21 protein-coding genes and 1 riboswitch are annotated in these 26,333 nt (G+C 67.4%); of the genes, 7 read left to right on the plus strand and 14 right to left on the minus strand.

All coding sequences use genetic code 11. The features are described from left to right. Window positions 1-47 precede the first annotated feature (47 nt). Genes dapC through E3O60_RS01945 form a run of 3 tightly spaced genes read right to left on the minus strand, consistent with a single transcriptional unit; the run spans window position 48 to window position 2,518 of the window. On the minus strand, window positions 48-1,160 hold the full coding sequence (dapC, locus tag E3O60_RS01935) for a succinyldiaminopimelate transaminase (RefSeq protein ID WP_134497011.1): 1,113 nt from the start codon (window positions 1,158-1,160) through the stop codon (window positions 48-50). A 2-nt stretch (window positions 1,161-1,162) separates the two neighbouring features. Then, the gene (gene fdxA / locus E3O60_RS18690; protein ID WP_066594116.1) at window positions 1,163-1,486 is read right to left on the minus strand and encodes a ferredoxin; all 324 of its coding nucleotides are present in this window, start codon (window positions 1,484-1,486) and stop codon (window positions 1,163-1,165) included. Between the two features lie 36 nt (window positions 1,487-1,522). Next, a complete protein-coding gene (locus E3O60_RS01945) occupies window positions 1,523-2,518 on the minus strand; it encodes a hypothetical protein (protein WP_134497013.1) in 996 nt (331 codons plus the stop codon). A 173-nt stretch (window positions 2,519-2,691) separates the two neighbouring features. On the opposite strand from E3O60_RS01945, the gene efeU reads away from it, so the two are divergent. The 3 genes from efeU to efeB are packed head-to-tail and all read left to right on the plus strand — an operon-like array spanning window position 2,692 to window position 6,095. Next, a complete protein-coding gene (gene efeU / locus E3O60_RS01950) occupies window positions 2,692-3,555 on the plus strand; it encodes an iron uptake transporter permease EfeU (RefSeq protein WP_134497015.1) in 864 nt (287 codons plus the stop codon). A 37-nt stretch (window positions 3,556-3,592) separates the two neighbouring features. Next, entirely contained in the window at window positions 3,593-4,762 is a 1,170-nt protein-coding gene (gene efeO, locus E3O60_RS01955; protein ID WP_134497017.1) for an iron uptake system protein EfeO, read from the plus strand. A 1-nt stretch (window position 4,763) separates the two neighbouring features. Next, window positions 4,764-6,095, plus strand: a complete 1,332-nt coding sequence (gene efeB, locus E3O60_RS01960; protein ID WP_134480720.1) for an iron uptake transporter deferrochelatase/peroxidase subunit — start codon at window positions 4,764-4,766, stop codon at window positions 6,093-6,095. A gap of 106 nt (window positions 6,096-6,201) precedes the next feature. Here efeB and E3O60_RS01965 read toward each other — a convergent pair whose 3' ends face one another. The 6 genes from E3O60_RS01965 to E3O60_RS01990 form a co-directional block, all read right to left on the minus strand. Then, window positions 6,202-6,660: a hypothetical protein gene (locus E3O60_RS01965; protein WP_134409524.1), complete on the minus strand. Its 459-nt coding sequence runs from the start codon at window positions 6,658-6,660 to the stop codon at window positions 6,202-6,204. A 113-nt stretch (window positions 6,661-6,773) separates the two neighbouring features. Continuing rightward, window positions 6,774-8,684 carry a translational GTPase TypA gene (typA, locus tag E3O60_RS01970; RefSeq protein ID WP_088455616.1) on the minus strand — a complete coding sequence of 637 codons (1,911 nt, stop codon included), beginning with the start codon at window positions 8,682-8,684 and terminating at the stop codon, window positions 6,774-6,776. 246 nt (window positions 8,685-8,930) lie between these two features. Next, window positions 8,931-10,679, minus strand: coding sequence for an ABC transporter ATP-binding protein (locus tag E3O60_RS01975; RefSeq protein WP_088455615.1), 1,749 nt, complete (start codon window positions 10,677-10,679; stop codon window positions 8,931-8,933). After that, the gene (locus E3O60_RS01980) at window positions 10,676-11,620 is read right to left on the minus strand and encodes an ABC transporter permease (protein ID WP_088455614.1); all 945 of its coding nucleotides are present in this window, start codon (window positions 11,618-11,620) and stop codon (window positions 10,676-10,678) included. Before E3O60_RS01980 ends, E3O60_RS01975 begins: the two co-directional genes overlap by 4 nt. After that, window positions 11,610-12,539: an ABC transporter permease gene (locus E3O60_RS01985; protein WP_088455613.1), complete on the minus strand. Its 930-nt coding sequence runs from the start codon at window positions 12,537-12,539 to the stop codon at window positions 11,610-11,612. Before E3O60_RS01985 ends, E3O60_RS01980 begins: the two co-directional genes overlap by 11 nt. A 115-nt stretch (window positions 12,540-12,654) precedes the next feature. Further along, window positions 12,655-14,274: an ABC transporter substrate-binding protein gene (locus E3O60_RS01990; RefSeq protein ID WP_088455612.1), complete on the minus strand. Its 1,620-nt coding sequence runs from the start codon at window positions 14,272-14,274 to the stop codon at window positions 12,655-12,657. Window positions 14,275-14,587: 313 nt separating this feature from the next. Here E3O60_RS01990 and E3O60_RS01995 point away from each other — a divergent pair, with 313 nt between their 5' ends. Further along, window positions 14,588-14,980, plus strand: coding sequence for a thiol-disulfide oxidoreductase DCC family protein (locus tag E3O60_RS01995; protein WP_088455611.1), 393 nt, complete (start codon window positions 14,588-14,590; stop codon window positions 14,978-14,980). Beyond that, a complete protein-coding gene (locus E3O60_RS02000) occupies window positions 14,956-15,822 on the plus strand; it encodes a CPBP family intramembrane glutamic endopeptidase (RefSeq protein ID WP_240632408.1) in 867 nt (288 codons plus the stop codon). The genes E3O60_RS01995 and E3O60_RS02000 overlap by 25 nt, the downstream gene beginning before the upstream one ends. Window positions 15,823-15,844: 22 nt before the next feature. Here the strand turns inward: E3O60_RS02000 and gcvP are convergent, their stop codons facing one another. The 3 genes from gcvP to gcvT all read right to left on the minus strand — a co-directional run bounded on the left by gcvP (window position 15,845) and on the right by gcvT (window position 20,441). Further along, window positions 15,845-18,742: an aminomethyl-transferring glycine dehydrogenase gene (gcvP, locus tag E3O60_RS02005; RefSeq protein ID WP_088455609.1), complete on the minus strand. Its 2,898-nt coding sequence runs from the start codon at window positions 18,740-18,742 to the stop codon at window positions 15,845-15,847. A gap of 38 nt (window positions 18,743-18,780) precedes the next feature. Then, on the minus strand, window positions 18,781-19,152 hold the full coding sequence (gene gcvH, locus E3O60_RS02010; RefSeq protein WP_088455608.1) for a glycine cleavage system protein GcvH: 372 nt from the start codon (window positions 19,150-19,152) through the stop codon (window positions 18,781-18,783). Between the two features lie 125 nt (window positions 19,153-19,277). Further along, window positions 19,278-20,441: a glycine cleavage system aminomethyltransferase GcvT gene (gene gcvT, locus E3O60_RS02015; RefSeq protein WP_088455607.1), complete on the minus strand. Its 1,164-nt coding sequence runs from the start codon at window positions 20,439-20,441 to the stop codon at window positions 19,278-19,280. Window positions 20,442-20,650: 209 nt separating this feature from the next. Next, a riboswitch (glycine riboswitch) is annotated at window positions 20,651-20,749 on the minus strand. Window positions 20,750-20,858: 109 nt separating this feature from the next. Here gcvT and E3O60_RS02020 point away from each other — a divergent pair. Then, window positions 20,859-22,415 carry an HNH endonuclease signature motif containing protein gene (locus tag E3O60_RS02020; protein ID WP_134497019.1) on the plus strand — a complete coding sequence of 519 codons (1,557 nt, stop codon included), beginning with the start codon at window positions 20,859-20,861 and terminating at the stop codon, window positions 22,413-22,415. Window positions 22,416-22,439: 24 nt separating this feature from the next. Here the strand turns inward: E3O60_RS02020 and E3O60_RS02025 are convergent, their stop codons facing one another. Further along, window positions 22,440-22,928, minus strand: a complete 489-nt coding sequence (locus E3O60_RS02025) for a GNAT family N-acetyltransferase (protein ID WP_088455605.1) — start codon at window positions 22,926-22,928, stop codon at window positions 22,440-22,442. Window positions 22,929-23,049: 121 nt separating this feature from the next. Next, the gene (locus E3O60_RS02030) at window positions 23,050-25,686 is read right to left on the minus strand and encodes a hypothetical protein (RefSeq protein ID WP_134497021.1); all 2,637 of its coding nucleotides are present in this window, start codon (window positions 25,684-25,686) and stop codon (window positions 23,050-23,052) included. Window positions 25,687-25,879: 193 nt separating this feature from the next. On the opposite strand from E3O60_RS02030, the gene E3O60_RS02035 reads away from it, so the two are divergent. After that, the gene (locus E3O60_RS02035; protein ID WP_088455603.1) at window positions 25,880-26,290 is read left to right on the plus strand and encodes a GNAT family acetyltransferase; all 411 of its coding nucleotides are present in this window, start codon (window positions 25,880-25,882) and stop codon (window positions 26,288-26,290) included. The last annotated feature ends 43 nt before the right edge of the window (window positions 26,291-26,333 follow it).

Below are 26,333 nucleotides of genomic sequence, written 5' to 3' on the forward strand. Positions count from 1 at the left end.
GCCTAGGCAGGCCGCCGCTGGTGTCCAGCCCCGGCAATGGAGCCGGGTCAGGACGTGACGAAAGCCCGCAGCCGGGCGGCGGCGGCGTTGATGCGCTCGTCATCGGCGGTGAGCGAGAACCGGACGTGCCGGGGATAGAAGTCGCCGTAGAACGGGCCGGGACCGGCCAGGATGCCGAGCTCGGCGAGCTGCCGGATCGAGTCCCAGGCGTCGACACCGGCGGTCGCCCAAAGGTACAGGCCGGCCTCGCTGTTCTCGATGCGGAATCCCGCGGCGACCAGCGCCGGCAGCAGCACCTCGCGGCGGGCACGGTAGCGCTCGCGCTGCACCCTCACGTGCTCGTCGTCGCCCAGCGCGGCGACCATGGCGGCCTGCAACGGGGCGGGCAGCATCAGGCCGGCGTGCTTGCGCACGGTGAGCAGACGGCCGAGCACATCGCTGCTGCCGGCGGCGAAAGCGCCCCGGTAGCCGGCCATGTTGGACTGCTTGCTCAGCGAGTAGATCGCCACGATGTTACGCGTGTCCCCGTCGGTGACGCGGGGGTCGAGGATGCTCGGGATCGGCTCCGCGTCCCACGGGGCGGCCCAGCCGAGTTCGGCGTAGCACTCGTCATTGACGATCACGGCGCCGAGTTCGCGGGCGCGGGCCACGGCGGCGCAAAGCACCTCGACGGGCAGCACCCGCCCGTCCGGGTTGCCCGGGCTGTTCAGCCAGATCAGCCGCGTCGTCTCCGGCCACTCGGCGGGATCATCGGAGGGGAACGCATCCGCCCCGGCCATGGCCGCGCCGATCGCGTAGGTGGGGTAGGCGGCGCGCGGGTGCACGACGGTGTCGCCCTCGCCGACGCCGATCATGAACGGCAGCAGCGCCACCAGTTCCTTCGAGCCGATGGTGGGCAGCACGTTCTCCTCCGCCAGCCCGGTCACACCGCGGCGACGGGCGTACCAGTCGATGATGGCGTGCTGGAGCGCCGGGGTGCCGGTGGTCTGCGGGTAGGCGTGCGCATCCGTCGCGGAGGCCAGGGCGGCCTGCACGACGGGCGGGGTGGGGTCGACCGGAGACCCGATGGAGAGATCGACGATGCCGTCGGCGTGGGCCCTGGCCTGCTGCGCGAACGGCAGCATCGCATCCCACGGGTACTCGGGAAGTGGTTTGAGCACCTTTAGTGCTGAACCTGGGGCGGGAGCACCGAGATCACCGGGTGGTCCTTGGCGATGACGCCGACCTTGGCGGCGCCGCCGGGCGAGCCGATGTCGTCGAAGAACTCGACGTTGGCCTTGTAGTAGTCGGCCCACTGTTCGGGCAGGTCGTCTTCGTAGTAGATGGCCTCGACCGGGCAGACCGGTTCGCAGGCTCCACAGTCGACACACTCGTCGGGGTGGATATAGAGGGAGCGTTCACCCTCGTAGATGCAGTCGACGGGGCATTCGTCGACGCAGGCGCGATCCTTGACGTCCACGCAGGGCAAGGCGATGACATACGTCACAGTGGCAGGATTCCCTTCACGAACAGAGTGATCAGTCTACGCCGTCGGCCGACGGGCGGGAATTCGGGGCCACGCGATGACGAGGGCGGCGAACAGCGCGGGCGCCATCGACCAGACCGTGCCTGGCACCCCGGCTGGCACCAGCACCGAGCCGCCGGTGCTGCGGAGCGACAGCAGGAACACCGTGGCGACCAGGCCGATCGCCGCGGCGAGGACCACGAGCCTGTCGTGCACAACCAGGCGTAACCCGAGCAGGAGGGTGCCGCTGGCCAGTAGTGCCAGGGTCAGGCCGACAGGGATCGTCAGGGAGCCCAGTTCGATCGTGGTCTGGTGCGCCACAGTGCCGAGAACACCGAAGAGCGCGCCGGCGAAGAGAGCCATCAGGACGGCCAGCAGCCTGGATCCGACCGTTGGCACCTCGAGCTCGGCCGGCTGGGCGGGGCCGCTACCGCTGGCATAGGTTTCGGTGCCGGTGACGAGGGCCTCGGTGCCGTCGTCAAGACGCACCACCCGGCCGTCCAGCCGCCACCGGCCGGGATACGCGGCCAGGGCCGCCAGTTTCTGGTCAATGTGGTCGCTGACGTCGATCGCGGTGAGCCGCACGCCGGGAACCGCCGACACCCGGCTGCTGAGGAACACCGGCACACCCTGCTCGCCTGCCGCGTCGACGGCGGCCTGGCGCAGGGCCGGGTCCACGGCGGCGGCCACGACGGCGGTGGCGTGTGCTTGGGCGAAGGCCTCGCCCAGCACCGCGCGGCGCTGCGCACCCTGCGGCTCGCCCGCCAGGACCCGCCACTGTGCAGGGTCGGTCTCACCGAGTGCCGCCCGGGCGGCTGCCACATCCGCGGCACCGGCAAATGCGGTCGTCGGTGCGGATGCGTCGCTGTCGTACGGCGTCGCCGACCCGAAGAGCACGGTGACGTCGGCGCCGTCATCCAGGAGCCGGGCGATGGTGCCGCCGGTGTGCAACGATTCATCGCCGGGTGCGTCGAGCACGAAGACCACCCGTTCGCCGTTCCCGGACATAAGCATGGGTGACTCCTGAACAACGTGGACGAGCGCGGTTGGCAAGACGTGCTGCGGCACCGGGGCCGCTGACAAATCTTAGCTGGACACATCCGGCGTTCTTACGTAGAGTGGGTGGGTAAGGTAAGCCTTACCAATTGTTGGCCCCATCACCCCACCCACAACAACCGGGAAGCACTGTGCTCGCAAACTACCTGATCGGCCTGCGCGAAGGACTCGAAGCCGCGCTGATCGTGACGATCCTGATCGCCTATGTGGTCAAGATCGGCCGCCGCGACGTTCTCCCCCGGATCTGGGCGGGCGTCGGCCTCGCCGTGCTTCTCGCCCTCCTGTTGGGCGCCATCCTCACCTTCGGCACCTACGGCCTGAGCTTCGCCGCGCAGGAGACCATCGGCGGGCTGCTCTCCATCATCGCGACGGGGCTGGTGACCTGGATGGTGTTCTGGATGCTGCGCACCGCCCGCGACCTCAAGGGGCACCTGCACGGCAACATCGACAAGCACCTCACCGGCACCGGAATGGGCCTGGTTCTCGTCGCGTTCCTCGCCGTCGGCCGGGAGGGCATCGAAACGGCCCTGTTCATCTGGGCGGCCGTGCAGGCCACCGGAGCGACCACGCTTCCGCTGGTCGGGGCGAGCCTGGGCATCCTCACCGCAGTCGGCCTGGGCGCCCTGATCTACTCCGGCATGCTCAAGATCAACCTGAGCCGGTTCTTCACCTGGACCGGTGCCATCCTCATCATCGTTGCCGCCGGAGTACTCTCCTACGGGGTGCACGACCTGCAGGAGGCCGGCATCCTGCCCGGACTCAACGCCCTCGCGTTCAACGTCTCCGCCGTGATCCCCCCGGACAGCTGGTACGGCACCCTGCTCAAGGGCACCCTCAACTTCTCGCCGGCCACCACCTGGCTGGAGATGTTCGCCTGGATCGCGTACGTGGTGCCCACCCTGACCCTCTTCATTGTGAAGAGCCGGCAAGCGAAGCCGACGCCGACGCCGTCCGCCGTATTCCCCCAGACCGCACCCGCGGTTGTCACCCACTGACCCCACGCCCCGCACCGCCTCCCTTCTAAGGACCCCCATGCGAGCCCGCCTCCTCCCCCTCGTAGCCGCCTCAGCCGTCGGCCTGCTTGCCCTCACCGGTTGCGTCGCCAACGCCACCGGCAGCGACTCGGCCCAGGCCGCCCTCACCGTCGACAGCAGCGCGGATGCCTGCACGGTGTCGGCCGCCGAGGCGCCGTCCGGCAACCTCAGCTTCACGGTCACCAACTCGGGCGACCAGGTCACCGAGTTCTACCTGCTCGCCGAAGACGGCCTGCGCATCGTCGGCGAGGTCGAGAACATCGGCCCCGGCCTCAGCCGCGACCTGGTCGTGCAGCTCATGCCCGGCCGCTACGTGACCACCTGCAAGCCCGGCATGGTCGGTGCGGGCATCGACCAGAAGGCCTTCACCGTCACCGACTCCGGTACTGACGTCACGGTGGATGCCGACCTGGACGCCCGCATCGAGGTCGCCAACGCCAACTACGCCGCCTACGTGCGCGATCAGGTCGCTCAGCTCCTCACCGGCACCCAGGCCTTCGCCGACGCCTACCTGGCCGGCGACGATGACACCGCCCGCGCCCTGTACGCCCCCACCCGCGCCCACTGGGAACGCGTGGAGACCGTGGCGGAGTCTTTCGGTGACCTCGACCCGCAGCTGGACCTCCGTGAGGCCGACCTCGAGGAAGGCCAGGACTGGACCGGCTGGCACGCGATCGAGAAGGACCTCTGGCCCGCCGACGCGGAGGCCGGCTTCGCCGCGTACACGCCTGAGCAGCGCAAGAACCTGGCTACCTTGCTCGTCGCCGACACCACGACGCTGAACGAGAAGGTGCAGGATCTGGACTTCACCCTGTCCCAGCAGACCAACGGCGCGATCGGCCTGCTCGACGAGGTCGCCACCGGCAAGGTCACCGGCGAGGAAGAGTTCTGGTCGCACACCGACCTGTGGGACTTCCAGGCCAACATCGACGGTGCCAAGGTGCTCTACGCCGGGGTGCGCGACATCCTGCTCGAGGAAGACGCCGACCTGGCCGCCGACCTCGACAGCGAGTTCGCCGAGCTGCAGGAGCTGCTCGATGCCCAGCGTGTCGGCGAGGACTTCACCCTCTACACCGACCTCACGCCCGCCGAGATCAAGGCCTTCGCCGACCAGGTGAACGCCCTCGGCGAGCCGCTGAACCAGCTGACCGCAACGCTCGTGCTCTAACATGACCGGCGCCACCAGCTCCGATTCCCCCACCGCAGACGGCCCAGACACCGGCGCGGGTCCGCAGGCACCCCGCGGCCTGTCCAGGCGCGGTCTATTCGGCCTGGCCGGCGTCGGGGTGGCCGGCCTCGGGCTGGGCGTCGCCGGCGACAGGGCCGCGCTGGCCGTCGCGGCGTCCTCTGCACAGACCAATGCCGGCACCGTCTACCCGTTCTATCAGGAGCACCAGGCCGGCATCGTCACGCCTGCCCAGGACCGGCTGCACTTTGCTGCGTTCGACGTGGCCGACGGCACCACCCGCGCCGACCTCATCGAACTGCTGCAGGACTGGACCGTCGCGGCCGCCGCGATGACCGCTGGCCGTGATGTCGGCGACTACGGTTCGGTCAGCGGCCCGTACGACGCCCCACCGGAAGACACCGGCGAGGCCCTCGGCCTGCCGCCGGCCGGCCTGACCATCACGTTCGGGTTCGGGCCCACCCTCTTCCAGACCGCGGCCGGCGTGGATCGCTTCGGCCTGGCCGCCCGTCGACCGGCCGAGCTGGTCGATGTACCGCATTTCCCCGGCGACATGCTCGAGGAGACCAGGAGCGGCGGAGACCTCTGCATCCAGGCCTGCGCTGACGACCCCCAGGTCGCCGTGCACGCCATCCGCAACCTGTCCCGCATCGCCTTCGGGCGTGCGGCGATCCGCTGGTCCCAGCTCGGCTTCGGCCGCACCTCGTCCACGAGCACCAGCCAGGCCACCCCGCGCAACCTGTTCGGGTTCAAGGACGGCACCGCCAACATCAAGGCCGAGGAGCCGGCCGCGGTGACGGAACACCTCTGGGTGGGAGCCTCCGACGGGCCCGCGTGGCTGGCGGGCGGGTCCTATCTCGTGGCGCGGCGCATCCGGATGACCATCGAAACCTGGGACCGCACCAGCCTGCGCGAGCAGGAGACCGTGATCGGCCGCAACAAGGGCGAGGGTGCGCCGCTATCCGGCGGCACCGAGTTCACCGAACCTGATTTTGAGCTCGCCGGGCGCGCCGACCAGCCGTTGATCGACACCGCGGCGCACGTGCGGCTGGCTCATCCCAGCCAGAACGACGGCATCCGGATGCTGCGCCGCGGCTACAACTTCGTGGACGGCAACGACGACCTCGGCCGCCTTGACGCCGGGCTGTTTTTCATCAGTTTCCAGCGCACCCCCGCCAGCTTCACGGCCGTGCAGCTGAATTTGGCCCGCCACGACGCCCTGAACGAGTACATCCGCCACGTCGGCTCCGCACTCTTCGCCGTCCCGCCCGGAGCAGCCAAGGGCTCCTACGTGGGCGCGCCCCTCTTCGCCTGACAACTGCGTCGGTCGACCCTGTCGACGCCGTGCTGAGCCTGTCGAAGTGGACCCGTAGACAAAGCCGCCGGGTCTCGACAAGCTCGACCGACGACGGAGCGCGTTATCAGGCCGGGGCGACCGTGTAGAGCACGCCGTCGGGAGTGCCGGCGATGGTCACGATGTGGGTGGCGTTTTTCAAGGCAACCACGCCGACGTCGCCCACGTTGGCCGAGGCGCTGGTGTCAGGTACGAAGCCGGCATCGACGAGCTTCTGCTCGGCGTCGGCCAGCGGGTCCGCTGCGCCGGAGGCGACCGTGACGACCCAGCCCTGGTCGCCGTTGGTGGTGTTGCCGGCGCCGAACTTGATCTCGCCGTCGATCACGGGGATCTCCGCCGGCCAGCCGTCGGGCAGCGCGCCGCCGAGGCTCACGTCGCCGTCTGTGGCTCCCTGCACGGCGCCGTTCACGGCATCCTGCACCTGCGCGTCGGAGCAGCCGGCCAGCGCCGGCGCTACGGCCAGCACCGCCGCCAGGGCCAGGCCCATCCGCAGCGGCGACATCTTCGTCTTCAATCCAGGGGTCATGGGGTCCTCACGGTGCGGGGCTCCCGCTTGAGCGGGAACGACTGACAAAAAACCGCAGGCACCCCGCGCCGGAAAACCGGAACAGGATGCCTGCGGTCAGATCAAGCTGCGAACTAGTTCGCGTCCTGCTTCTTCAGACGCGACACGTTGCGCTGACGAGCGGATGCGGCGAGCTCCACCTTGCGGATACGAACGACGGCGGGGGTGACCTCGACGCACTCGTCTTCGCGGGCGAATTCCAGGCACTGCTCGAGGGTGAGCTGCTTGGACGGCGTCATCGACTCGAAGGTGTCTGACGTGGACTGACGCATGTTGGTCAGTTTCTTTTCCTTGGTGATGTTCACGTCCATGTCGTCGCCGCGCGAGTTCTCGCCGATGACCATGCCCTCGTAGACCTCTTCGGTCGGGTTGACGAAGAACTGCATGCGCTCCTGCAGGGCGATGATGGCGAACGGCGTCACAACACCGGCACGGTCGGCGACGATCGAGCCGTTGGTGCGGGTGTTGATGGTGCCGGCCCAGGCCTCGTAGCCGTGGAAGATCGCGTTGGCGATACCGGTACCGCGGGTGTCCGTCAGGAACTCGGTGCGGAAACCGATCAGGCCGCGCGACGGAACGATGAATTCCATGCGGACCCAGCCGGTGCCGTGGTTCGCCATGTTCTCCATGCGACCCTTACGGGCGGCGAGGAGCTGGGTGATCGCACCGAGGTACTCTTCGGGCGAGTCGATGGTGAGGTGCTCGTACGGCTCGTGGATCTTGCCGTCGACGCGCTTGACGACCACCTGCGGCTTGCCGACGGTGAGCTCGAAGCCTTCACGACGCATCTGCTCGACCAGGATGGCGAGAGCGAGCTCGCCACGGCCCTGGACTTCCCAGGCGTCCGGACGGCCGATGTCGAGAACTCGGAGCGAGACGTTACCGACGAGCTCCTTGTCGAGACGGTCCTTGACCATGCGGGCGGTGAGCTTGTGGCCCTTGACCTTGCCGATGAGCGGCGAGGTGTTGGTGCCGATGGTCATCGAGATGGCGGGGTCGTCGACCGTGATGGTCGGCAGCGGGCGCACGTCATCGGGGTCGGCGAGGGTCTCACCGATGGTGATGTCGGGAAAACCGGCGACGGCGACGATGTCACCGGGGCCGGCGCTCTCGGCCGGGTACCGGTCAAGTGCCTTGGTGATCATGAGCTCGGTCACGCGCACGTTGGAAACGGTGCCGTCGTGCTTGACCCAGGCCACGGTCTGGCCCTTCTTGATGGTGCCCTGGAAAACGCGCAGCAGCGCGAGGCGGCCGAGGAACGGCGAGGAGTCGAGGTTGGTGACCCAGGCCTGCAGCGGGTGCTCGTCGTCGTAGACGGGAGCGGGGATGTGCTGGAGGATCGCTTCGAAGAGCGGCTCGAGGTCGTCGTTGTCGGGCAGTGAGCCGTTCTCCGGCTTGGTGAGGCTGGCGGCGCCGGCACGGCCGGACGCGTAGACGACGGGAACGTTGAGGACCAGGTCGAGGTCCAGGTCGGGCACGTCGTCGGCCATGTCGGAAGCGAGGCCGAGGAGCAGGTCCTGGCTCTCTTCGACGACCTCATCGATACGGGCGTCGGGACGGTCGGTCTTGTTGACCAGGAGGATCACGGGCAGGTGCGCCTCAAGTGCCTTCCGGAGCACGAAGCGGGTCTGCGGCAGCGGGCCCTCGGAAGCGTCGACGAGGAGCACAACACCGTCGACCATGGACAGGCCGCGCTCGACCTCGCCACCGAAGTCGGCGTGGCCGGGGGTGTCGATGACGTTGATGGTGATAGGGCCGTCAGTGGCGTGGATGCCCTTGTACGAGATCGCCGTGTTCTTGGCGAGGATGGTGATGCCCTTTTCGCGCTCGAGCTCGTTGGAGTCCATCGCACGCTCTTCGGTGTGCGAGTGCTCGGCGAACGAGTTCGTCTGCTGCAGCATCGCGTCGACCAGCGTCGTCTTGCCGTGGTCAACGTGGGCAACGATTGCAACATTCCGGAGGTTATTGCGGGTAGCAATCGCCATAAAAATAGATCCTTACGAAGAATGGATGCCGCGTAAAATCACGTGCGGCGCAGAGTGGATGAGTGGGATCTCTATGGACCCAAGGGTCTATCGTACCGTATTCGGCCCGTCTCGCGTCGGGCGAGTATCGATCGCTCCTATATACAGTGCGTTCCCGGCACCTGAACAGCCGGCAAACGCTCCCCACCCCCAGATGACGACTGCCCCCCGGCGCAGGCCGGGGGGCAGTCATTTCACACGCGGACCCTAGCGGCCGAACTGGAAGTTACCGCCGGGAATGGCGGCCAGCAGCTCCTGCGTGTATGCCTGCTGCGGGTTGTCGAACACGTCGTCAGTCGACGCGGCCTCCACGATCCGGCCCTTCTGCATCACGCACACGTTGTCGGCGACGAGGCGCACCACGGCGAGGTCGTGGGTGATGAACAGGTAGGTCAGGCCCAACTCGGTCTGCAGCTCGGTGAGCAGGTTCAGCACCTGCCCCTGCACGAGAACGTCGAGTGCCGACACGGCCTCGTCGAGCACGAGCACGTCGGGCTTGAGCGCGAGCGCTCGCGCAATGGCGATGCGCTGGCGCTGACCGCCGGAGAGTTCACTCGGGTACCGGAATCGCGACGACCACGGCAGCGAGACCTGGTCGAGGAGTTCCTTGACCCGCTCCTGTCGTTCTTTCGCAGTTCCGACGCCGTGCGCTAGCAGCGGCTCCGCGATGGTGTTGCCCACGCTGTACTGCGGGTCGAGGGACCCGTACGGGTCCTGGAAGACCGGCTGCACGCGGCGGCGGAATTTGAGCAGTTCCTTGCCCTTGAGCCCGGCGACGTCCTGACCGTCGAACTCGATCGAGCCGCTGGTGATGCTCTCCAGCTGCAGCACGAGCTTGGCGACTGTGGACTTGCCCGAGCCGGACTCGCCGACGAGGGCCGTGGTGGTGCCCTTCTGAATGCCGAAGGTGACGCCGTCGACGGCCTTGAGCTCCTCGCTGCGCAGACCCTTCTTGCGGATCCGGTACACCTTGGAGATGTTGTCGATCGAGATCAGGTCCTTCACGGGAGCGAGGCTCTCGCGCTCGGCAGCCCTGGCGACCAGGGTGTCGTCCAGGGAACCGCCGCCGTAGATCCCGGAGTCGCCGACGGACGCGTGCTTGGCCGACTGGATACGCCGGGAGGCCAGGCTCGGTGCCGCAGACACGAGCCGCTGCGTGTACGGGTGCTGCGGGTTCGCCAGGATCTCCTGCGAGGGACCGGACTCGACGATCTTTCCCTTGTACATCACCACAAGCTGTTCGGCGCGCTCCGCGGCCAGGCCCAGGTCGTGCGTGATGAACAACACGCTGGTGCCGTAGTCGCGGGTCAGGGTTCCCAGGTGGTCCAGGATCTGACGCTGCACGGTGACGTCGAGCGCCGAGGTGGGCTCGTCGGCGATGAGCAGCTTCGGCCGGGCGGACAGGCCGATGCCGATCAGCACGCGCTGGCGCATGCCGCCGGAGAACTGGTGCGGGTACTGCTTGAGTCGGTCCGCAGCGTCGCTGAGTCCGGCTTCCTGCAGCACCTGGATGGTGCGGGCGCGCGCTTCCTTGCCTTGAGCGAGTCCGTTGGCCTTGATGGCCTCCTCAACCTGGAAACCGATGTTCCACACCGGGTTGAGGTTGGACATCGGGTCCTGGGGTACGTAACCGATCAGGTTTCCGCGCACCGCCTGGATGTCTTTGGGGCTGAGCTTGGTGAGGTCACGGCCCTCGAAGAGCACCTGGCCGCCGGTGATCTTGCCCGCGCCGGGGAGCAGGTCGATGATCGCCTGCGCCGTGGTGGTCTTGCCGGAGCCCGACTCCCCGACGATGGCCAGCGTCTGGCCGGAGTACAGGGTGATGTCCACGCCGCGCACGGCAGGAACGAGGCCGCGCTGGGTCTGGAAACCGACCTCGAGGTTGCGAATCTGCAGCAGGGGCTGCTCGTCGCTCTCGACGCCCCCTGGGTTGGTGTCTGTCAGTGTCTGGCTCATCGAAGCGCCCTCGCCTTCGGGTCAAGCGCGTCGCGCAGAATGTCGCCGAGCATCAGGAACGCGAGCACCGTGATGGACAGGGCGGCCGCGGGGTACAGAAGCACCTGCGGGTTGGTGACAAGGGATGTCTGGGCCTGGCTGATGTCATTACCCCAAGACATCACGCTGGTCGGCAGGCCGATGCCCAGGAACGACAGGGTCGATTCGGCGACGATGAACGTGCCGAGTGACACCGTGGCGATCACGATGACCGGGGCGATCGAGTTGGGGATCACGTGGCGCAGCAGAATCCGGAACTTCGACACACCGAGAGCTGTCGAGGCCATCACGTAGTCGGAGTTCGTGGCCGACAGCACCGCACCGCGCATGATGCGGGCGATCTGGGGCCAGGCGAAGATCGACAGCACGAAGGCCACCGAGGTGGGCGTCGCGGCCGGAAGCACCGACATCAGCACGATGGCGCCGAGGATGGTGGGGATGGCGAAGAAGATGTCGCCGACGCGGGAGACGATTGCGTCGAGCCAGCCGCCGTAGTATCCCGCGAGGGAGCCGAGGATGACTCCCATGAGGGTGACGAGTCCGGTGGCCAGGAGGCCGACGGTGACCGAGGCCCGGGTGCCGAAGATGGTGCGCGCGTACACGTCGCAGCCCTGCCGGGTGAACCCGAACGGGTGACCGGCTTCTGGACCGCCGTTGCTGTTCGCCAGCTGGCAGTCGAGGTTCGGCGACACCGAGGTGAACAGTCCTGGGAACAGTGCGACAAGGGCGATGATCAGGATCAGCACTGAGGAGATCCAGAACATCGGCCGGCGGCGCATCGAGTCCCAGGCATCCGCCCAGGTGCTGCGAGCCTTCTGCGACTCGTCGAGACGGTCAATCGGGGCTACCGGGGTGTCTTCCAGCTCCGCGACGAAGTGGGCCTGGCCACTCTTATTTGGCATAACGAATCCTTGGGTCCAGAGCTGCGTACAGCAGGTCGACGAGCAGGTTGGCGAGAACGAAGATGACCACCATGACGGCGATGAATGACACCACTGTGGTGCTCTCGCCGAGGACGATCGCCTTGTACACGGTGCCACCGACGCCGTTGATGTTGAAGATTCCCTCGGTGATGATCGCACCGACCATAAGCGAACCGAGGTCGACACCCAGGAACGTCACGACGGGAACGAGGGAGTTGCGCAGCACGTGCACCGTGACCACGCGGCGCCTGGAGAGGCCCTTCGCGGTGGCGGTGCGAACGAAGTCGGCGTTGAGGTTGTCGGCGACGCTGGCGCGGGTGAGGCGCACGATATAGGCGAAGGACACACTGGCCAGAACCAGGGCGGGGAGGATGAGTTCGCCCCACGGAGCCTCACTGCTCACTGTGGTTCTGAACCAACCTAATTGCACGCCGAAAATGAGCCTGAACAGGAAGCCGAGTACGAAGGTCGGCACGCTGATCAGGAGCAGGCTCACCACGAGGGCGCTGGCGTCAAACCACTTGCCCTTGCGCAGGCCCGCGACGAGTCCGACGAGGATGCCGGCGAAGGCTTCGAAGACGAGGGCCAACATGGCCAGGCGGAAGGTGATCGGGAACGCCCCGGCCATCACGTCGCTGACCGGTCGTCCGGAGTAGGTGGTGCCCAGGTCGCCCTGGAAGAAGTTGCCGATGTAGATCAGGTACTGCTGCAGCAGCGGCTTGTCCAGGTTGTACTGGGCTCGGATCTGTTCGATCACGCCGGGTGCCGGCGGACGGTCGCCGTACAGCGCCGCGATCGGGTCGCCCGGTAGGGAGAAGACCATGAAATAGATCAAGAATGTCGCCCCGAAGAAGACGGGGATCATTTGGAGGACGCGCCTGCCTGTGTACCACAGCATCAGGTGAGCTCCGAGAATCTTTTATGCATGAGGATCGCAATCACTGAATGAGTCTAGTCAGTGCAATGTCCGGGGCTTGACGCCCCGGACATTGCACTGCGGGTGGAACTAGGAATTAACCCTTGGTGATCTGGTAGTAAAGCGGGACGGAATCCCAGCCGAACACCACGTCGCTGACGGTGTCAGCCCAAACGCCGTTGACGTTGGAGTACCACAGCGGGATGGACGGCAGGTCCTTCAGCAGAACCTCCTGTGCAGCCTGGTACTTGGCGGTTGCGTCCTCGACGGTTTCAGCCGCGGCGCCTTCCTTGAGGAGGGAGTCGAACTCTTCGCTCGAGTAGTCCTCGTAGTTCGAGCCGGCACCGGTCTGGTACAGCGGAGCGAGGAAGTTGTACATCGACGGGTAGTCGCCCTGCCAGCCGGCGCGGGTTCCACCGGTCAGTGCGTCGTTCGAGCGGTCTTCGAGTGCTGCGGCGAAGGTCGGGTACGGCTTGCCGGTCGCGGAGATGCCCAGCGTGTTGACGACGCTGTTGATCACGGCGTCGACCCAGGCCTGGTGGCCACCGTCGGAGTTGTAGGCGATGTCGAACGTGGAGTCGCCGTACGGTGCGATGGCGTCAGCCTTGGCCCACAGCTTGACGGCCTCTTCCGGGTTGTATTCGAGAACTTCGGCGCCTTCGAGCTGGTCGGAGTAGCCGTCGATGACGGGAGAGGTGAAGTCGGTTGCCGGGGTACGGGTGCCCTGGAAGATGACGTCGGTGATTTCCTCGCGGTTGATCGACATCGAGATCGCTGCACGACGCAGCTTGCCCTCTTCGCCGCTCCAGTGCTCGAGGTAGTACGGCATGTTGAAGCCCTGGAAGATGGCTGCAGCCTGGTTCACCGAACGCTCGCCGAATTCGGCCTCGTAGGTTTCGAACGCGGAGTCCGGAACAGCGTCCAGCACGTCGAGGTTGCCGCCCTGGACGTCCGCGTACGCGGCGTCCTGGGTGGAGTAGAACTTGATCTCGAGTCCACCGTTGACGGGCTTGCGCACGCCTTCGTAACCGGGGTTGGTCACGAGGCTGATCTTCTCCTCGTGAACCCAGGCACCCTCGCCATCGAGCATGTACGGGCCGTTGCCGATCGGGTTTTCACCGAAGGCGGCCATGTCGTCGTACGCGGCGGACGGCAGCGGCATGAAGGCCGTGTAGCCGAGGCGCAGCGGCCAGTCGGCCTCGGGCGAAGCGAGCTCAACCGTGAAGGTCGTGTCGTCGACGACCTTCAGGCCGGTCAGTTCGGAGTCAACCTCGTAGTCGAAGCCCACGATGTCGTCGAAGAAGTAGGAGGCGCTCTGGGCGTTGCTGAAGAGCGCGCCGTAGTTCCAGGCATCCACGAAGGACGAAGCCGTGACGGGTTCGTCGTTGGTGAAGGTCCAGCCCTCTTCCAGCGTGACGGTCCAGTTGGTAGCGTCGTCAGACTCGATCGACTTGGCGACCTCGTTCTCGATCTCGCCGTCAGCGTTGTACGAGACCAGGCCCGCGAAGATCGACGTGGCGATCTTGCCGCCGCCGGTCTCGGTGGTGTTGGTCGGGATCAACGGGTTCTGCGGCTCGCTGCCATTGGTGCTGACAACTGCGGACGCGTCGCCGGCCGAAGTGGCCTCTTCGTCGTTGGATGTCGCGCAACCCGAAAGCGCCAGAGCGCTCACCGAAATGAGCGCGAGGGCGCTGAGGCCCATGCGGGATCTCTTCAAAATTCCTCCTGTGCAAAGGTGAAGGCGCCGCCGTGGCCGAAGCCCGTAGCAGCGCGCTAGTTATCAAAACCCTAGGTACGTCAGGCGCCGGGAGCAAAACCTGACGGTAAACGTTACACAGCAGTAATGAAAGACGCACGATTCTTGCGCTTCACGCCGATTTCGCGGTTTTTTCTGCGAATCCTGCGAGGATCTCTCACGAAGCTTGGGACCAAGCTCCCTCCGACGCATGCAAGCGTTTTCAAATCCCACCGCGTAAGGATCAATTGGCCCGAAAACACGCGCGCGAGCACCAAGGGCGCAAAATAGAGGAATGCCGACCACCCCGCCCGAACAGCCCGCCACGCTCATCTTCGACGGCGACTGTGGGTTCTGCACCACCGCGGTGCTGTGGCTCCAGCGTTCGCTGCCCCGGGTGCCGGCCACCGCGCCGTTCCAGTGGACCGACCTCGCTGCCTTCGGTCTCACCGAGCAGCAGGCCAGGAGCCGAGTGTGGTTCGTCGCGGGGGGCCGGCACCACGGCGGCGCTGCCGCGGTGGCAGCGTTGTTGCGTGGCCAGCCGGTTGCCGCACTGCGGGTGCTCGGTTGGCTCGCCACGGTGCCGCCGTGGTCGTGGGCGGCCGCGGCCGGTTACAGCCTCGTGGCCCGCTACCGCTATCGGTTGCCGGGAGGCACCCCGGCGTGCCGGATGCCGAACGCGACATGAGCGACTACTCCTCCGACCCGGCCGATCCCCCGGTCCCCTCCGCGCAAACCCGCTCCCCCTCGGCGGCCGCCGATACTCCGGCGTCATCGAGGGTGCGGCTGAAATGGGAGATCGCGATCGTGCTCGGGCTCTCGCTCGGTGCCTCTGCCGTGTACTCGATAGTGTCGATCATTTCCCGACTCACGGCCGAGGTCGCGCTCAGCGATCAGTCGGCGACCATCAACGGGTCGCAGTCGACGCGCGAGTGGCTGGACTTCACCTACCAATTCCTCGGCATCGTCTTCACGTTGTTCCCGGTGGCCCTGGTGCTCTACCTGCTCTGGCGGCCCGGGCAGAGTGGGTTCCGTCGGCTCGGGGTGGATCTCACCGAGCCGCGCCGGGATCTGCTCCGCGGCGGCGGCCTTCTGCTGCTGATCGGCATCCCGGGACTCGGGCTCTACCTGGCCGGCCGCGCGCTGGGCTTCACGGTGGCCGTGGTGCCCTCACCGCTGGACACTTTCTGGTGGACGATCCCGATCCTGATCTTCTCGGCGATACGGAGCGCACTGAGCGAGGAGCTCATTGTGGTGGGCTACCTGTTCACCCGGCTGCGCGAGCTGGGTTGGAGTGCCTGGACCATCATCATCTCGGCAGCTCTGCTGCGCGGCAGCTACCACCTCTATCAGGGCATCGGGCCGTTCGTTGGCAATGCCCTGATGGGAGTGGTATTCGGTTGGTGTTACCTGCGCTGGGGCCGGGTGATGCCCCTGGTGATCGCGCACTGGGTGCTCGACATCGTCTCCTTCGTCGGCTACCCGCTCGCCCTGCTCTGGTGGCCTGCGCTCCTCGCCCCCACAACGTAAGCCGCTCCGCGTGAGGCCGGGGTTACTCGAACGCCTCGGGCGGCGGGCAGGCGCAGACCAGGTTGCGGTCGCCGTAGGCGTTGTCGATGCGACGCACCGGCGCCCAGTACTTGTTGCGGATCAGGGTGCGCACCGGGTAGACCGCGGTTTCGCGGTCGTACGGATGCGTCCACTCCCCTTCGATCACCGACTGGGCGGTGTGCGGGGCGTTCCGCAGCGGGTTGTCGTCGGCCGGCCAGGTGCCGGCGGCGACGGCATCCGCCTCGGCCTTGATGCCGATCATGGCCTCGATGAACCTGTCGATCTCGCCGAGGTCCTCACTCTCGGTGGGCTCCACCATCAGCGTGCCCGCGACCGGGAAGCTCATCGTGGGCGCGTGGAAACCGTAGTCGACGAGGCGCTTGGCCACGTCGTCGACAGTGACCCCGGTGGCCGCGGTGAGCGGGCGGAGGTCCAGGATGCACTCGTGCGCGACCAAACCGTTGTCGCCGGCGTAGAGCACCGGGTAGTGGCCGCTGAGCTGCTTGGCCACGTAATTCGCGGCGAGCACCGCGGCACCGGTGGCCTGCTTGAGCCCGTCGGCGCCCATCATCCGCACGTAGGCCCACGAGATGGGCAGGATGCTCGGGCTGCCGTAGGGCGCGGCCGAGACGGGTCCGCCACCGTGGACGACGGTTTCGGTACCGGTGCTGCCGAGCAGGTAGTGCTCGTCGTCCTGCGCGAGCGGGTGCCCGGGCAGGAACGGGGCCAGGTGCGCCTTGGCCGCGACAGGTCCGACGCCGGGTCCTCCCCCGCCGTGCGGGATACAGAAGGTCTTGTGCAGGTTCAGGTGCGACACATCGCCGCCGAAGTCGCCGAAGCGAGCGAAGCCGAGCAGCGCGTTGAGGTTGGCGCCGTCCACATAGACCTGGCCGCCGGCGGCGTGCACGGCGGCGCAGATCGTGCCGACCTCGTGCTCGTACACGCCGTGAGTGGAGGGGTAGGTGATCATCAGCGCGGCGAGGGTCTCGGCGTGCAGGGCGATCTTGGCATTCAGGTCGTCGAGGTCCACGTTGCCGAGCTCGTCGCAAGCCACGACGACGACGCGCATGCCGGCGAGGACCGCGGAGGCGGCGTTGGTGCCGTGGGCACTGGACGGGATCAAGCAGACCGTGCGGTCCACCTCGCCGTTGGCGAGGTGAAAACCGCGGATTGCGAGGAGACCTGCGAGTTCGCCCTGGCTGCCGGCGTTCGGCTGCAGCGACACGGTGTCGTAGCCGGTGACGTCGGTGAGCCAGGTTTCGAGCTGGCGGATGAGTTCGAGGTAGCCCTCGACATCGGCGCGCGGCGCGAACGGGTGCAGTCCGCCGAACTCGGGCCAGGTGACGGCCTCCATCTCGGTGGCGGCGTTGAGCTTCATAGTGCAGGAGCCCAGCGGGATCATGCCGCGGTCCAGTGCGTAGTCGTAGTCGGCGAGGCGCTTGAGGTAACGCATCATGCTCGTCTCCGAGCGGTGCGTGTTGAACACGGCGTGGGTGAGGTACTCGCTGGTGCGGGCCAGGTCGCCAGGAAGGCCGTCCTGGATCGCAGTCAGGTCGACGTGGCCGAAGGCGTCGCGGCCGCCGAAGAAGCCCACGACGGCGGCCAGGTCGGCCGCGGTGGTGGTCTCGTCGACCGAGATGCCGATGGTGGTGGCGTCGACCTGGTGCAGGTTGTAGCCGGCAGCAGCGGCCTGCGCGACGATGTCGGCGGCGCCGGTCGGGACCGAGACCCGCACGGTGTCGAAGAAGCTGCTGTTGATCGGGTCCACGTCGATCGCCCGCAGCGCCGCGACCAGAGCGCCGGCGCGTTCGTGCACCTCGGTGGCGATCGCTTTGAGGCCCTGGGGCCCGTGGTAGACCGCGTACATGCCCGCCATGACGGCCAGCAGCACCTGAGCGGTGCAGATGTTGGAGGTGGCCTTGTCACGGCGGATGTGCTGCTCGCGCACCTGCAGCGACAGCCTGTAAGCGGGGTGGCCGGCGGCGTCGACGCTCACGCCCACGAGGCGACCGGGCATCTGGCGCTCCAGGCCCTTGCGCACGGCGAGGTAGCCGGCGTGCGGTCCGCCGAAGCCCATCGGCACGCCGAAGCGCTGGCTGGTGCCCACGGCCACGTCGGCGCCGAGTTCGCCGGGTGAAACGATCAGAGCGAGCGCGAGCAGATCGGCGGCGACAATGGCGAGGGCCTTGTTCTCGTGGGCGAGTGCGATCACGCCGGCGGGGTTCCAGACGCGGCCGGAGGCTCCCGGGTACTGCACGAAGATGCCGAAGTAGTCGCCGAGGTCCTCCGCGGTGGTGTTCTCGTCCAGGGGCAGCACGGTCAGTTCGATGCCGAGCGCGTGCGCGCGGTTGCCGAGCAGCGCGTGGGTCTGGGGCAGCGCATCCGCGTCGACGATGAACCGGTTCGACGGCGACTTGGAGGCGCGGCGGGCCAGCAGCATGCCCTCGACCACGGCGGTGGATTCGTCGAGCATCGACCCGTTGGCGGTGGCCATGCCGGTGAGATCGGCGACCATGGTCTGGAAGTTGATGATGGCCTCTAGGCGGCCCTGGCTGATTTCCGGCTGGTACGGCGTGTACGCGGTGTACCAGCTCGGGTTCTCCAGTACGTTGCGCTTGATCACGGCGGGCGTGATCGTGTCGTAATAGCCAAGCCCGATCATCGAGCGCTTCACGGTGTTCTTGTCGGCCAGGCCGCGCAGCTCCTGGATGGCCTCTCGCTCGGTCGCAGCCGGCGGCAGGGTGCTGTCGCCGCGGGTGCGGAACTGCTCGACCTGGATGGAGGCCGGAACGGCCGCGTTGACGAGCGACTCGACGCTGTCGTGGCCGAGGACGGACAGCATGCGGGACTGCGCGTTGGCATCCGTGCCGATGTGACGCTGGGTGAAGGGCTGCGACATGTGGGGAAGGCTCTTTCCGGGGTCTGGTTCGGTGGTGCTTATTCGCCGGTGATGGCGGTGTATTCGGCGTAGCTGAGCAGCGCCGGGAGGGTCTCGAAGGTGATCTTGATGAGCCAGCCCTCGCCGAGCGGGTCGCTGTTGACGAGTTCGGGGCTGTCGACGACGGCGTCGTTGATCTCGGCGACGGTGCCGTCGATGGGGGCGAAGAGTTCACCCACCGACTTGGTCGACTCGATCTCGCCGACGACGGTCCCCGCGGCGAGGGCGCTGCCCACCTCGGGGAGTTCCACGAAGACCACGTCACCGAGCTTGTCGGCGGCGTAGGCGGTGATGCCGACGGTGGCGGTGTCGCCGTCGACGAGCACCCACTCGTGCTCGGCGGTGTACTGCAGTTCGGTCTTGTCTGCCATGGGGTTCCTCTCAAGGGGATGATCACGGGTTTGATCAGTACGGGGTTGATCAGTGCGGGGCGATGCGCGCTGTGGCGACATCGGGTGAGCGGATGCCCGAAGCCGGGCCATCCGCGGAGAGTGCGCTACTTGCGGCGCTTGTAGAACGGCAGCGCGATGACCGTGGCCGGCGCGCGGGTGCCACGCACGTCGATGAACACCTCGGTGTCGAGTCGGGCCAGCGCCGGCGGCAGGTAGGCCATGGCGATCGGGTAGCCGAGCGTGGGCGACAGCGCGCCACTCGTGATGACACCCTCCGCTTCGGTGGCGTCGGTGCTGCGGAAGATCCGGTACCCGGCGCGGCCGGCACGCTTGCCGGCCGAGACCAGGCCGACGAGTACGGGCGCATCGCCGGACGGACCCTCTTCGCTGGCGGTGCGACCCACGAAGTCGGTCGGCTTGGCGAGGTTGACGACCCGGCCCAGGCCCGCCTGTGCGGGGTACGTCGAGGTGGTCAGCTCGTGGCCGTAGAGCGGCATGCCGGCTTCGAGGCGCAGGGTGTCGCGGCTGGCGAGCCCGGCCGGAACCAGGTCGTGCGGCACGCCGGCGACGACGATGGCGTCCCAGAGGGCGAGGGCGGCGACGCCCGGCAGGTAGATCTCGAAGCCGTCCTCGCCGGTGTAGCCGGTGCGGGCGATGAGCACCGGCGTGCCCGCGAACGTGGCCGTGAGGGCGCGGTAGTAGCGGAGGCCCGTGAGGTCGCCGTCGATGGTGAGCCCGGCGGTGGACTGCACGATGTCTAGGGCGTTGGGGCCCTGCACGGCGATGAGGGCGGTGTCGTCGCTCTCATCCGTGACGGCGACGTCAAAACGCGCGGCACGCGCGGTGAGGGCGTCCAAGGCCTGGTCGTGGTTGCCGGCGTTGGCGACCACGAGGAAGTCGGTCTCGCCGGTGCGGTAGACGACGAGGTCGTCGATGATACCGCCGCGTGAGTTGAGGAGCAGGCTGTATTTGGCCTGCATAAGGTCGATGACCGAGAGCTGACCGGCCAGGGCGTGGTCGAGGAACTCGCCGGCCTGCGGGCCGCTGACCCGGATCTCGGCCATGTGCGACAGGTCGAAGAGCCCGGCGGTCTTGCGTACTGCGTGGTGCTCGGCGAGGTCACTGGAGTAGCGCACGGGCATCTGCCAGCCGGCGAAGTCGGTGAAGCTGGCGCCGGCGGCGACGTGGGCGGCGTGCAGCGGCGAGAAGCGTTCGGTCGCGGCGGCGGCGTTCGAGGAGGAGGTGGGGTCAGGGCTGGCCGAGGTCATGAGTTCTCCGGTTCGTCGCCGGGCAGATGCCGGACGAGTTGCTCCGGGGCTCGTTCGAACCCCGTTGGGAACTCCCCCTCTGTCGTCTGGCCTGAGAGCTTCACCGGCGCGTGCGCCGGCTTTCACCGTGGGCGGGACTTGGCAGTTCTGACCGGATCCCGCTGACGCGAGGCCCGGACGCGCTGTGCTCGTCCGCTTTTCAGAGTGGCCCGTTCGATGCGGTACGAGTACCTGAGAGATTGTCGGGGAGGATTGCTCCTTCGGTGTTCGCTCGTCTCTACGACGTCGAACTCTCCCGCATCGACCGTGTGGCCCGATTTTCAGTTGATTGTCGTGCGAATGAAGTCTATCCGACCAGCGCGCCCGGGTGCGTGGCGCAGTGGGTGCAGTGTCGGTGGTAGGTGAGACGATCTCAGTATGAGTATCGCTGACGAGGTACTACCGCCAGCTCCGGACGATGACGACTACTCTCCGGAGCCCACCCTGGACGACCGTGTCCAGACCGATCTGGTCCGGCACACCGAACGGATCGCGGCCGATGACCGCCTCATCGCCCGGGCCCAGGCCCGCCGGATCGAGCACCTGCTTGACCTGCAGGACTGGATCGAACAACCCCAGGTCGCCTCCCGGTTGCACGGCAACCCGGCGAACATCCGCCTCGCCGACGACAACGCGGCCAGCATGACCGAGGACCAGGCCCGTGCCGCCGCGTACAACCGGTGGGACGACCGGGAGGTCGCCCGTCGCACGATCGTGAGTGAGACGGCGTGTCTGACCCGGGTGGCCGAGCGCACCATCGACCGGCAACTGGACGAAGCCCGATTCCTCAGCTCGTACGCACCGGCGACGTTCGCGGCGTTCTCGAGAGGGGAGATCAGCTACCGGCACGCCACGACCCTCCTCGGGCAGCTACTCACCCTGCCCGACGGGGGCCAGGCGGCGTTCGAAGAGAAGGTGCTGCCCGAGGCCAAGCGCCTGCCGGTGGGCCGATTCATCGACAAGGCCCGCCGGCTACGGGAGCGGCTGCACCCAGAGTCGATCGTGACCCGCAGCACGAACGCCCTGACCGAACGGCACAGCCGCTGGGAGGCCGCCCCGGACGGGATGGGCTGGTTGCACTGGTACGGCACCGCCCACGACACCAAGGCCGCCTACGACCGGATCAACACGATGGCCGTGCGGCTCAAGCACCTCGACGACCCGAGCCCGGCCGACCAAACGGATGACGCCAGCAGCAACGGCGCCGCCTTCGGCATCGCGCAGGACCCGGCCGACGACTCCCCGACCCGCACCCTCGACCAACTCCGCGCCGACATCACCGCCGCCCTACTGCTGGACGGAATCACGCCCGACGGGATGGGCGCCGGCATCCGCGGCACCGTCATGGTCACCGTGCCCGTGCTCACCCTGCTGAGCTTGGACGAGGAACCCGCCACCCTCGAGGGCTACGGGCCGATCTCCCCCGAGGCCGCGCGGGAGATCGCCGGGCACGCACCGAGCTTCACCCGGCTACTGACCCACCCGGAAACCGGGGTGGTGCTCTCGCTGGGCAAAACCCAGCACAAGAACACCAAGGCCATGAAAAAGTACCTGCGGGTGCGCGATGAAACCTGCCGGTTCCCGGGCTGTTCGCGTCCCGCGGTGACCAGCGACGTCGACCACACCGACCCCTGGGCCGGCGGCGGCAGCACCGACAGTGACAACCTCGCCCACCTCTGCGAACCCCACCACCGACTCAAACACCTCAGCCAGTGGCGGGTCACGCAGGAACCAGGTGGGATCCTGCACTGGACCTCACCCGGCAAACGCAGCTACCGCACCGACCCCGCCAACCCGATCGGCCCACCCCGACCCCGACCACCGGTCGCCGGGCCGAAAACCCGGAAGCGACCCGCCGACGAGACCTACCTGACTCCCCGGCAGCGGCCGACCCGGCACCCGACACCGCCGGTACCGGAGAACCCGCCGTTCTAGAAGCCGGAGGAGCAGCCAACGAGGCTAGAGGAGCAGCTTGAAACCCACGTGGGAGGAGGCGAAGCCGAGGCGCTCGTAGAAGCGGTGAGCGTCGAGACGGGAGGCGTCGGAGGTGAGCTGTACCAGCCGACAACCGCGTCCGCGCCCGTACTCAACCGCCCAGGTCAGCATCTCGCTGCCGAGGCCGTTGCCGCGAAGAGCGGCGCTCACGCGCACCGCCTCGATCTGCAACCGGGTAGCGCCGGACCGGGCGAGCCCGGGCAGCACCGTGAGCTGTTGAGTGGCCACCACCTTCCCGGCGGGATCGTCGACGACAACGAGCAGTTGGTCTGCCGCTTCGTCGATCGCGGTGAAGGCAGCCAGGTAGGGTGCCAGATCCTGCGCCGCGGTGGATTCCTCATCGGATCGCAGCTGGTCGTCGGCGAGCAGGCCGATGATCGCGGGCACGTCCTCAGCGAGCGCTTGTCGCAGGGTGAATGGTCCGCCGGGTAGGTCGAAAACAGCCTCAGTCATCCATCCAGCATGCCAGCGCACGCTTGTCAGCGCGGACCCGAAATGCCGCACGCCCGGACCGCCGCCGCCCACGACAGGTGGGCGGTGGCGATCCGGGCGTGTGTGCCGATGCCTCGGCCGGTTAGTAGCTGTTCGAGAAGACCGGAGCGCCGTCGACCATCTTCACGGTCCCATTGACCGAGAAATTCATGGTTGCCGTTTCCGGCGACGCCTGGCCCCGATAGTCAGTGTTCGTGTAGGTCACGGTCGCCGAGCCGCGATCTTCCGTGGCGAGGTACCACTCGTTCTTGTACGAGTTGCCCAACGACGTCACGGCCGGCTCATCGATGGTCCAGACGACATCGGTGATGGTGCCGTAATCGAACACGTAAATCGGGCAGTCGTCGGCATTCAGCACCTTCTGCGCCGCGCAGCCGGCGAGATATTCCGCCACCTGCTCATCAATGGACGAGGTGAACTTCGCCGTCGGTTCGAGCTTCAACTGCGCACTACCTGATGAAACAACCATTCCGACCTGGACCGTCTGCGGCTCGGCTGCAAGCCACTCGGCGTCCCCTGCACTGCCGATGACATAATCTCCGGCGAAGGCGAGAACCTCCAGATAACCGGACTCCTGGACTTCACTGGTCAGCTCGATGACGGTGCCGTTGACATCGACCGATTCGATACCCGGCGCGACGGAGACCGACACCGTCGGCAGCCAGACCGGGTCCAGGGTCCAATTATCGAAGAACAGGGCCGTCTTCCCGGACTTCGTCAACGTGTAGCTCGCATCCTCCTTGACCCCGTCCAGATCGATGTCGGCAGTCACCGTGGCGGTGTCGCCTGCGGTGCTGACATCGGTGATCGTGAATCCGGTGATCCGGCCCTCGGTCGCCTTCAGCACCTTGTCGGTGAGCAGCACCCCCTGCTCCCCGGAGCCGTCGACATCACCGATCGCCACGGCAGCCGATGCGTCACCGGCCACGAGCGCGTCCAGGTAGCTTTCCACCTGGTTCTGCGGGCTGTAGACCATCTGATTGACGATAGAAACGGCGATGGATGCGCCGAGCACGACGACGACACCGGCCCCGACGGCGGCGAGCACAATCCGCACCCGACGCTTCTTCTCCGGGGTCATCGGCACGGTCGCGGTAACACCATCATGCTGGGGCAGGACCACGGCGGGCTCTCCAGAGCCGACGGGCTCTCCGGTTGCGCCGGGGGCGGCGCTGGCGGCGGGAACCTTGGTCGGCTCCGGCAGCACATACGTACCGGGCACCGCGAACGGCACGCCGACCAGTCCGGTGATCTTGGCCGACCGGGTGAGGACGGCGGCGGGGAGGAGCTGCACCAGGGTCGGGGCCGCGAAGACCGCGACGACCTCGACGAGGGCGCCCAGCGCGGCGAAGACGATGAATGTCCACGCGGCCAGTCCGACGACGCCGGAGGCAGCGGCAGCCCCTTCGATCAGGGAACCGGCACCCGCGAGAAGGCCGTCGAGGCTCTCGCCTGCGCCGGCCGTGTCGACGCTCGTCCAGCCGCCGATGCCACCCACAATCGAGATGACGATGCCCGCGACAGCGAACGACACCACCGTGGTCACCCACGACATGGCCGCAGACAACCTCAGCTGCCCGCGACGAAGACGCAGCACGGTACCCGTGACCAGGATGAGCAGAAGGTTGGCCACCAGGATCAGCACAGTGGCCCAGCCGGGCAGCTCAGCGGGCATCCAGAAGCTGTTCGACGAACCGGTCAGCCCACCCAGGGCGGCCAGAGAACCACCGAACGTGAGCGGTGCGAGGTTCACGAAGCCGAGGCCGTCGACGACAGCGGTCGGAAGCCAGAAGAACGCGGTCAGGAGAGCGTTGACGCCGCCGTTGATCACGGACCAGACCAGCAGTCCCAACGTGACCAGAACGGCGAGCACACCGAGGTGCAGCCCGACGACCGGCAGCGTCGACCGCACGGATGCGAACACGGTGGTGGCGGCCGGTGCCACGACGGCAGGCGTGATGCCGGCGGCTGCGCGGGCCACCCGGGCCCGGGCGACATAGGACGCGAGGGTGCCCAGAACGAGAGCGCCCAGGAAGGCCGTGAATGACGCCGACGTTGCGGTCCCGGTGGCGGTCGTGAATCCCAAGTAGTTTTCGGAACCGTCACCGAGCACATAGGTGAGCGGTGTGACGGCCGCGACGATGACGACAAGAATCGCCAGCACCACACCGCTGAGCGCCGACAGCAACCAGCGGATGCCGCGCGTCCGGCTCGGCGCGATCCGTTCGTCCCTGCGGGCCACGAATGCGGTGGCGATGATCAGGAAGGCGGTGACCAGCAGCGGAAGCCAGAGCACGGAGACGGCGGCCGAGATCCCCATCACCGTGGCGCCGATGGTGAGCGTGCCGGCAACGGCCAGGCCCACGATCTGAGCGGGCGCCTGGAAGGCCAGTCCCCAATCGAGGGATGCGTCAGCGGCGGCGACGAACACCAGCAGGGTGAACACCAGCGCCACCAGCCAGGTGGCGGCGTAGACGACTACCGGGGCGATCGCGGCGGCGATGAACCGTTCGGCCGGGATGCCCCGCACCATCGAGGCGACGCGGGTGCCGACGGTCGGTCCGGTCGGCGCCGGTATGGTCGGCAGCGTGGCACCCGGAGTACCGTACGGAGCCGCGACCCGCTCAGTCGGCGCGGGCGGCGCAGCGGCCGGACCTGCTGCCGGATCTGCTGCCGGATCTGCTGCCGGTTCTGCTGCAGCGGCCGGCTCAGTTGCCACCGCGCTTTGGTCTGTATTGTCTGTGCCCGCTCCGGAATCGTCTCCGGAATCGGGATTCCCACCCAATTGTGAATTATTCATGCTTCCCCCAGTTATCGTTTCGAAGCGTATCGCAAACAAACAGCTGGCCAGCGGCCAAGTCCGTTCCCCGTGTAACGATCGGAACACCACTCGGCACCGGCACAATGGACCAATGCACATCACGGACGTCACCCCCGCCGATCTCGAGGCCGTGACCACCCTCTGGGAGGAAGCCGGCCTCACCCGCCCGTGGAATCCGCCCGCCACCGACCTCCATCGCGCGCTGGCCGGATCGACATCGACTGTGCTCGGTGCCTTTCGCGACGGCAGACTGGTCGGCACCGTGATGGTCGGCCACGATGGCCACCGCGGCTGGGTCTACTACCTGGCCGTCGCCGTGCCCGAGCGCGGCATGGGCCTCGGTCGCCGGCTGATGCAGGCCGCCGAAGCCTGGCTGGTGGAACGCGGCGCCGTCAAGCTGCAGCTCATGGTGCGAGAGAGCAACACCGCCGTCACCGGTTTTTACGACCGGCTCGGCTATGCGGATGCCCACGTGCGCGTTGTCGCGAAACGGCTCGACTGATCTCACTCCCCGGCAGCCGGGGTGCTTGGTTTTCCACCGGGAG

Source organism: Cryobacterium sp. TMB1-7 (assembly GCF_004402435.1).
Lineage (GTDB): Bacteria > Actinomycetota > Actinomycetes > Actinomycetales > Microbacteriaceae > Cryobacterium > Cryobacterium zongtaii.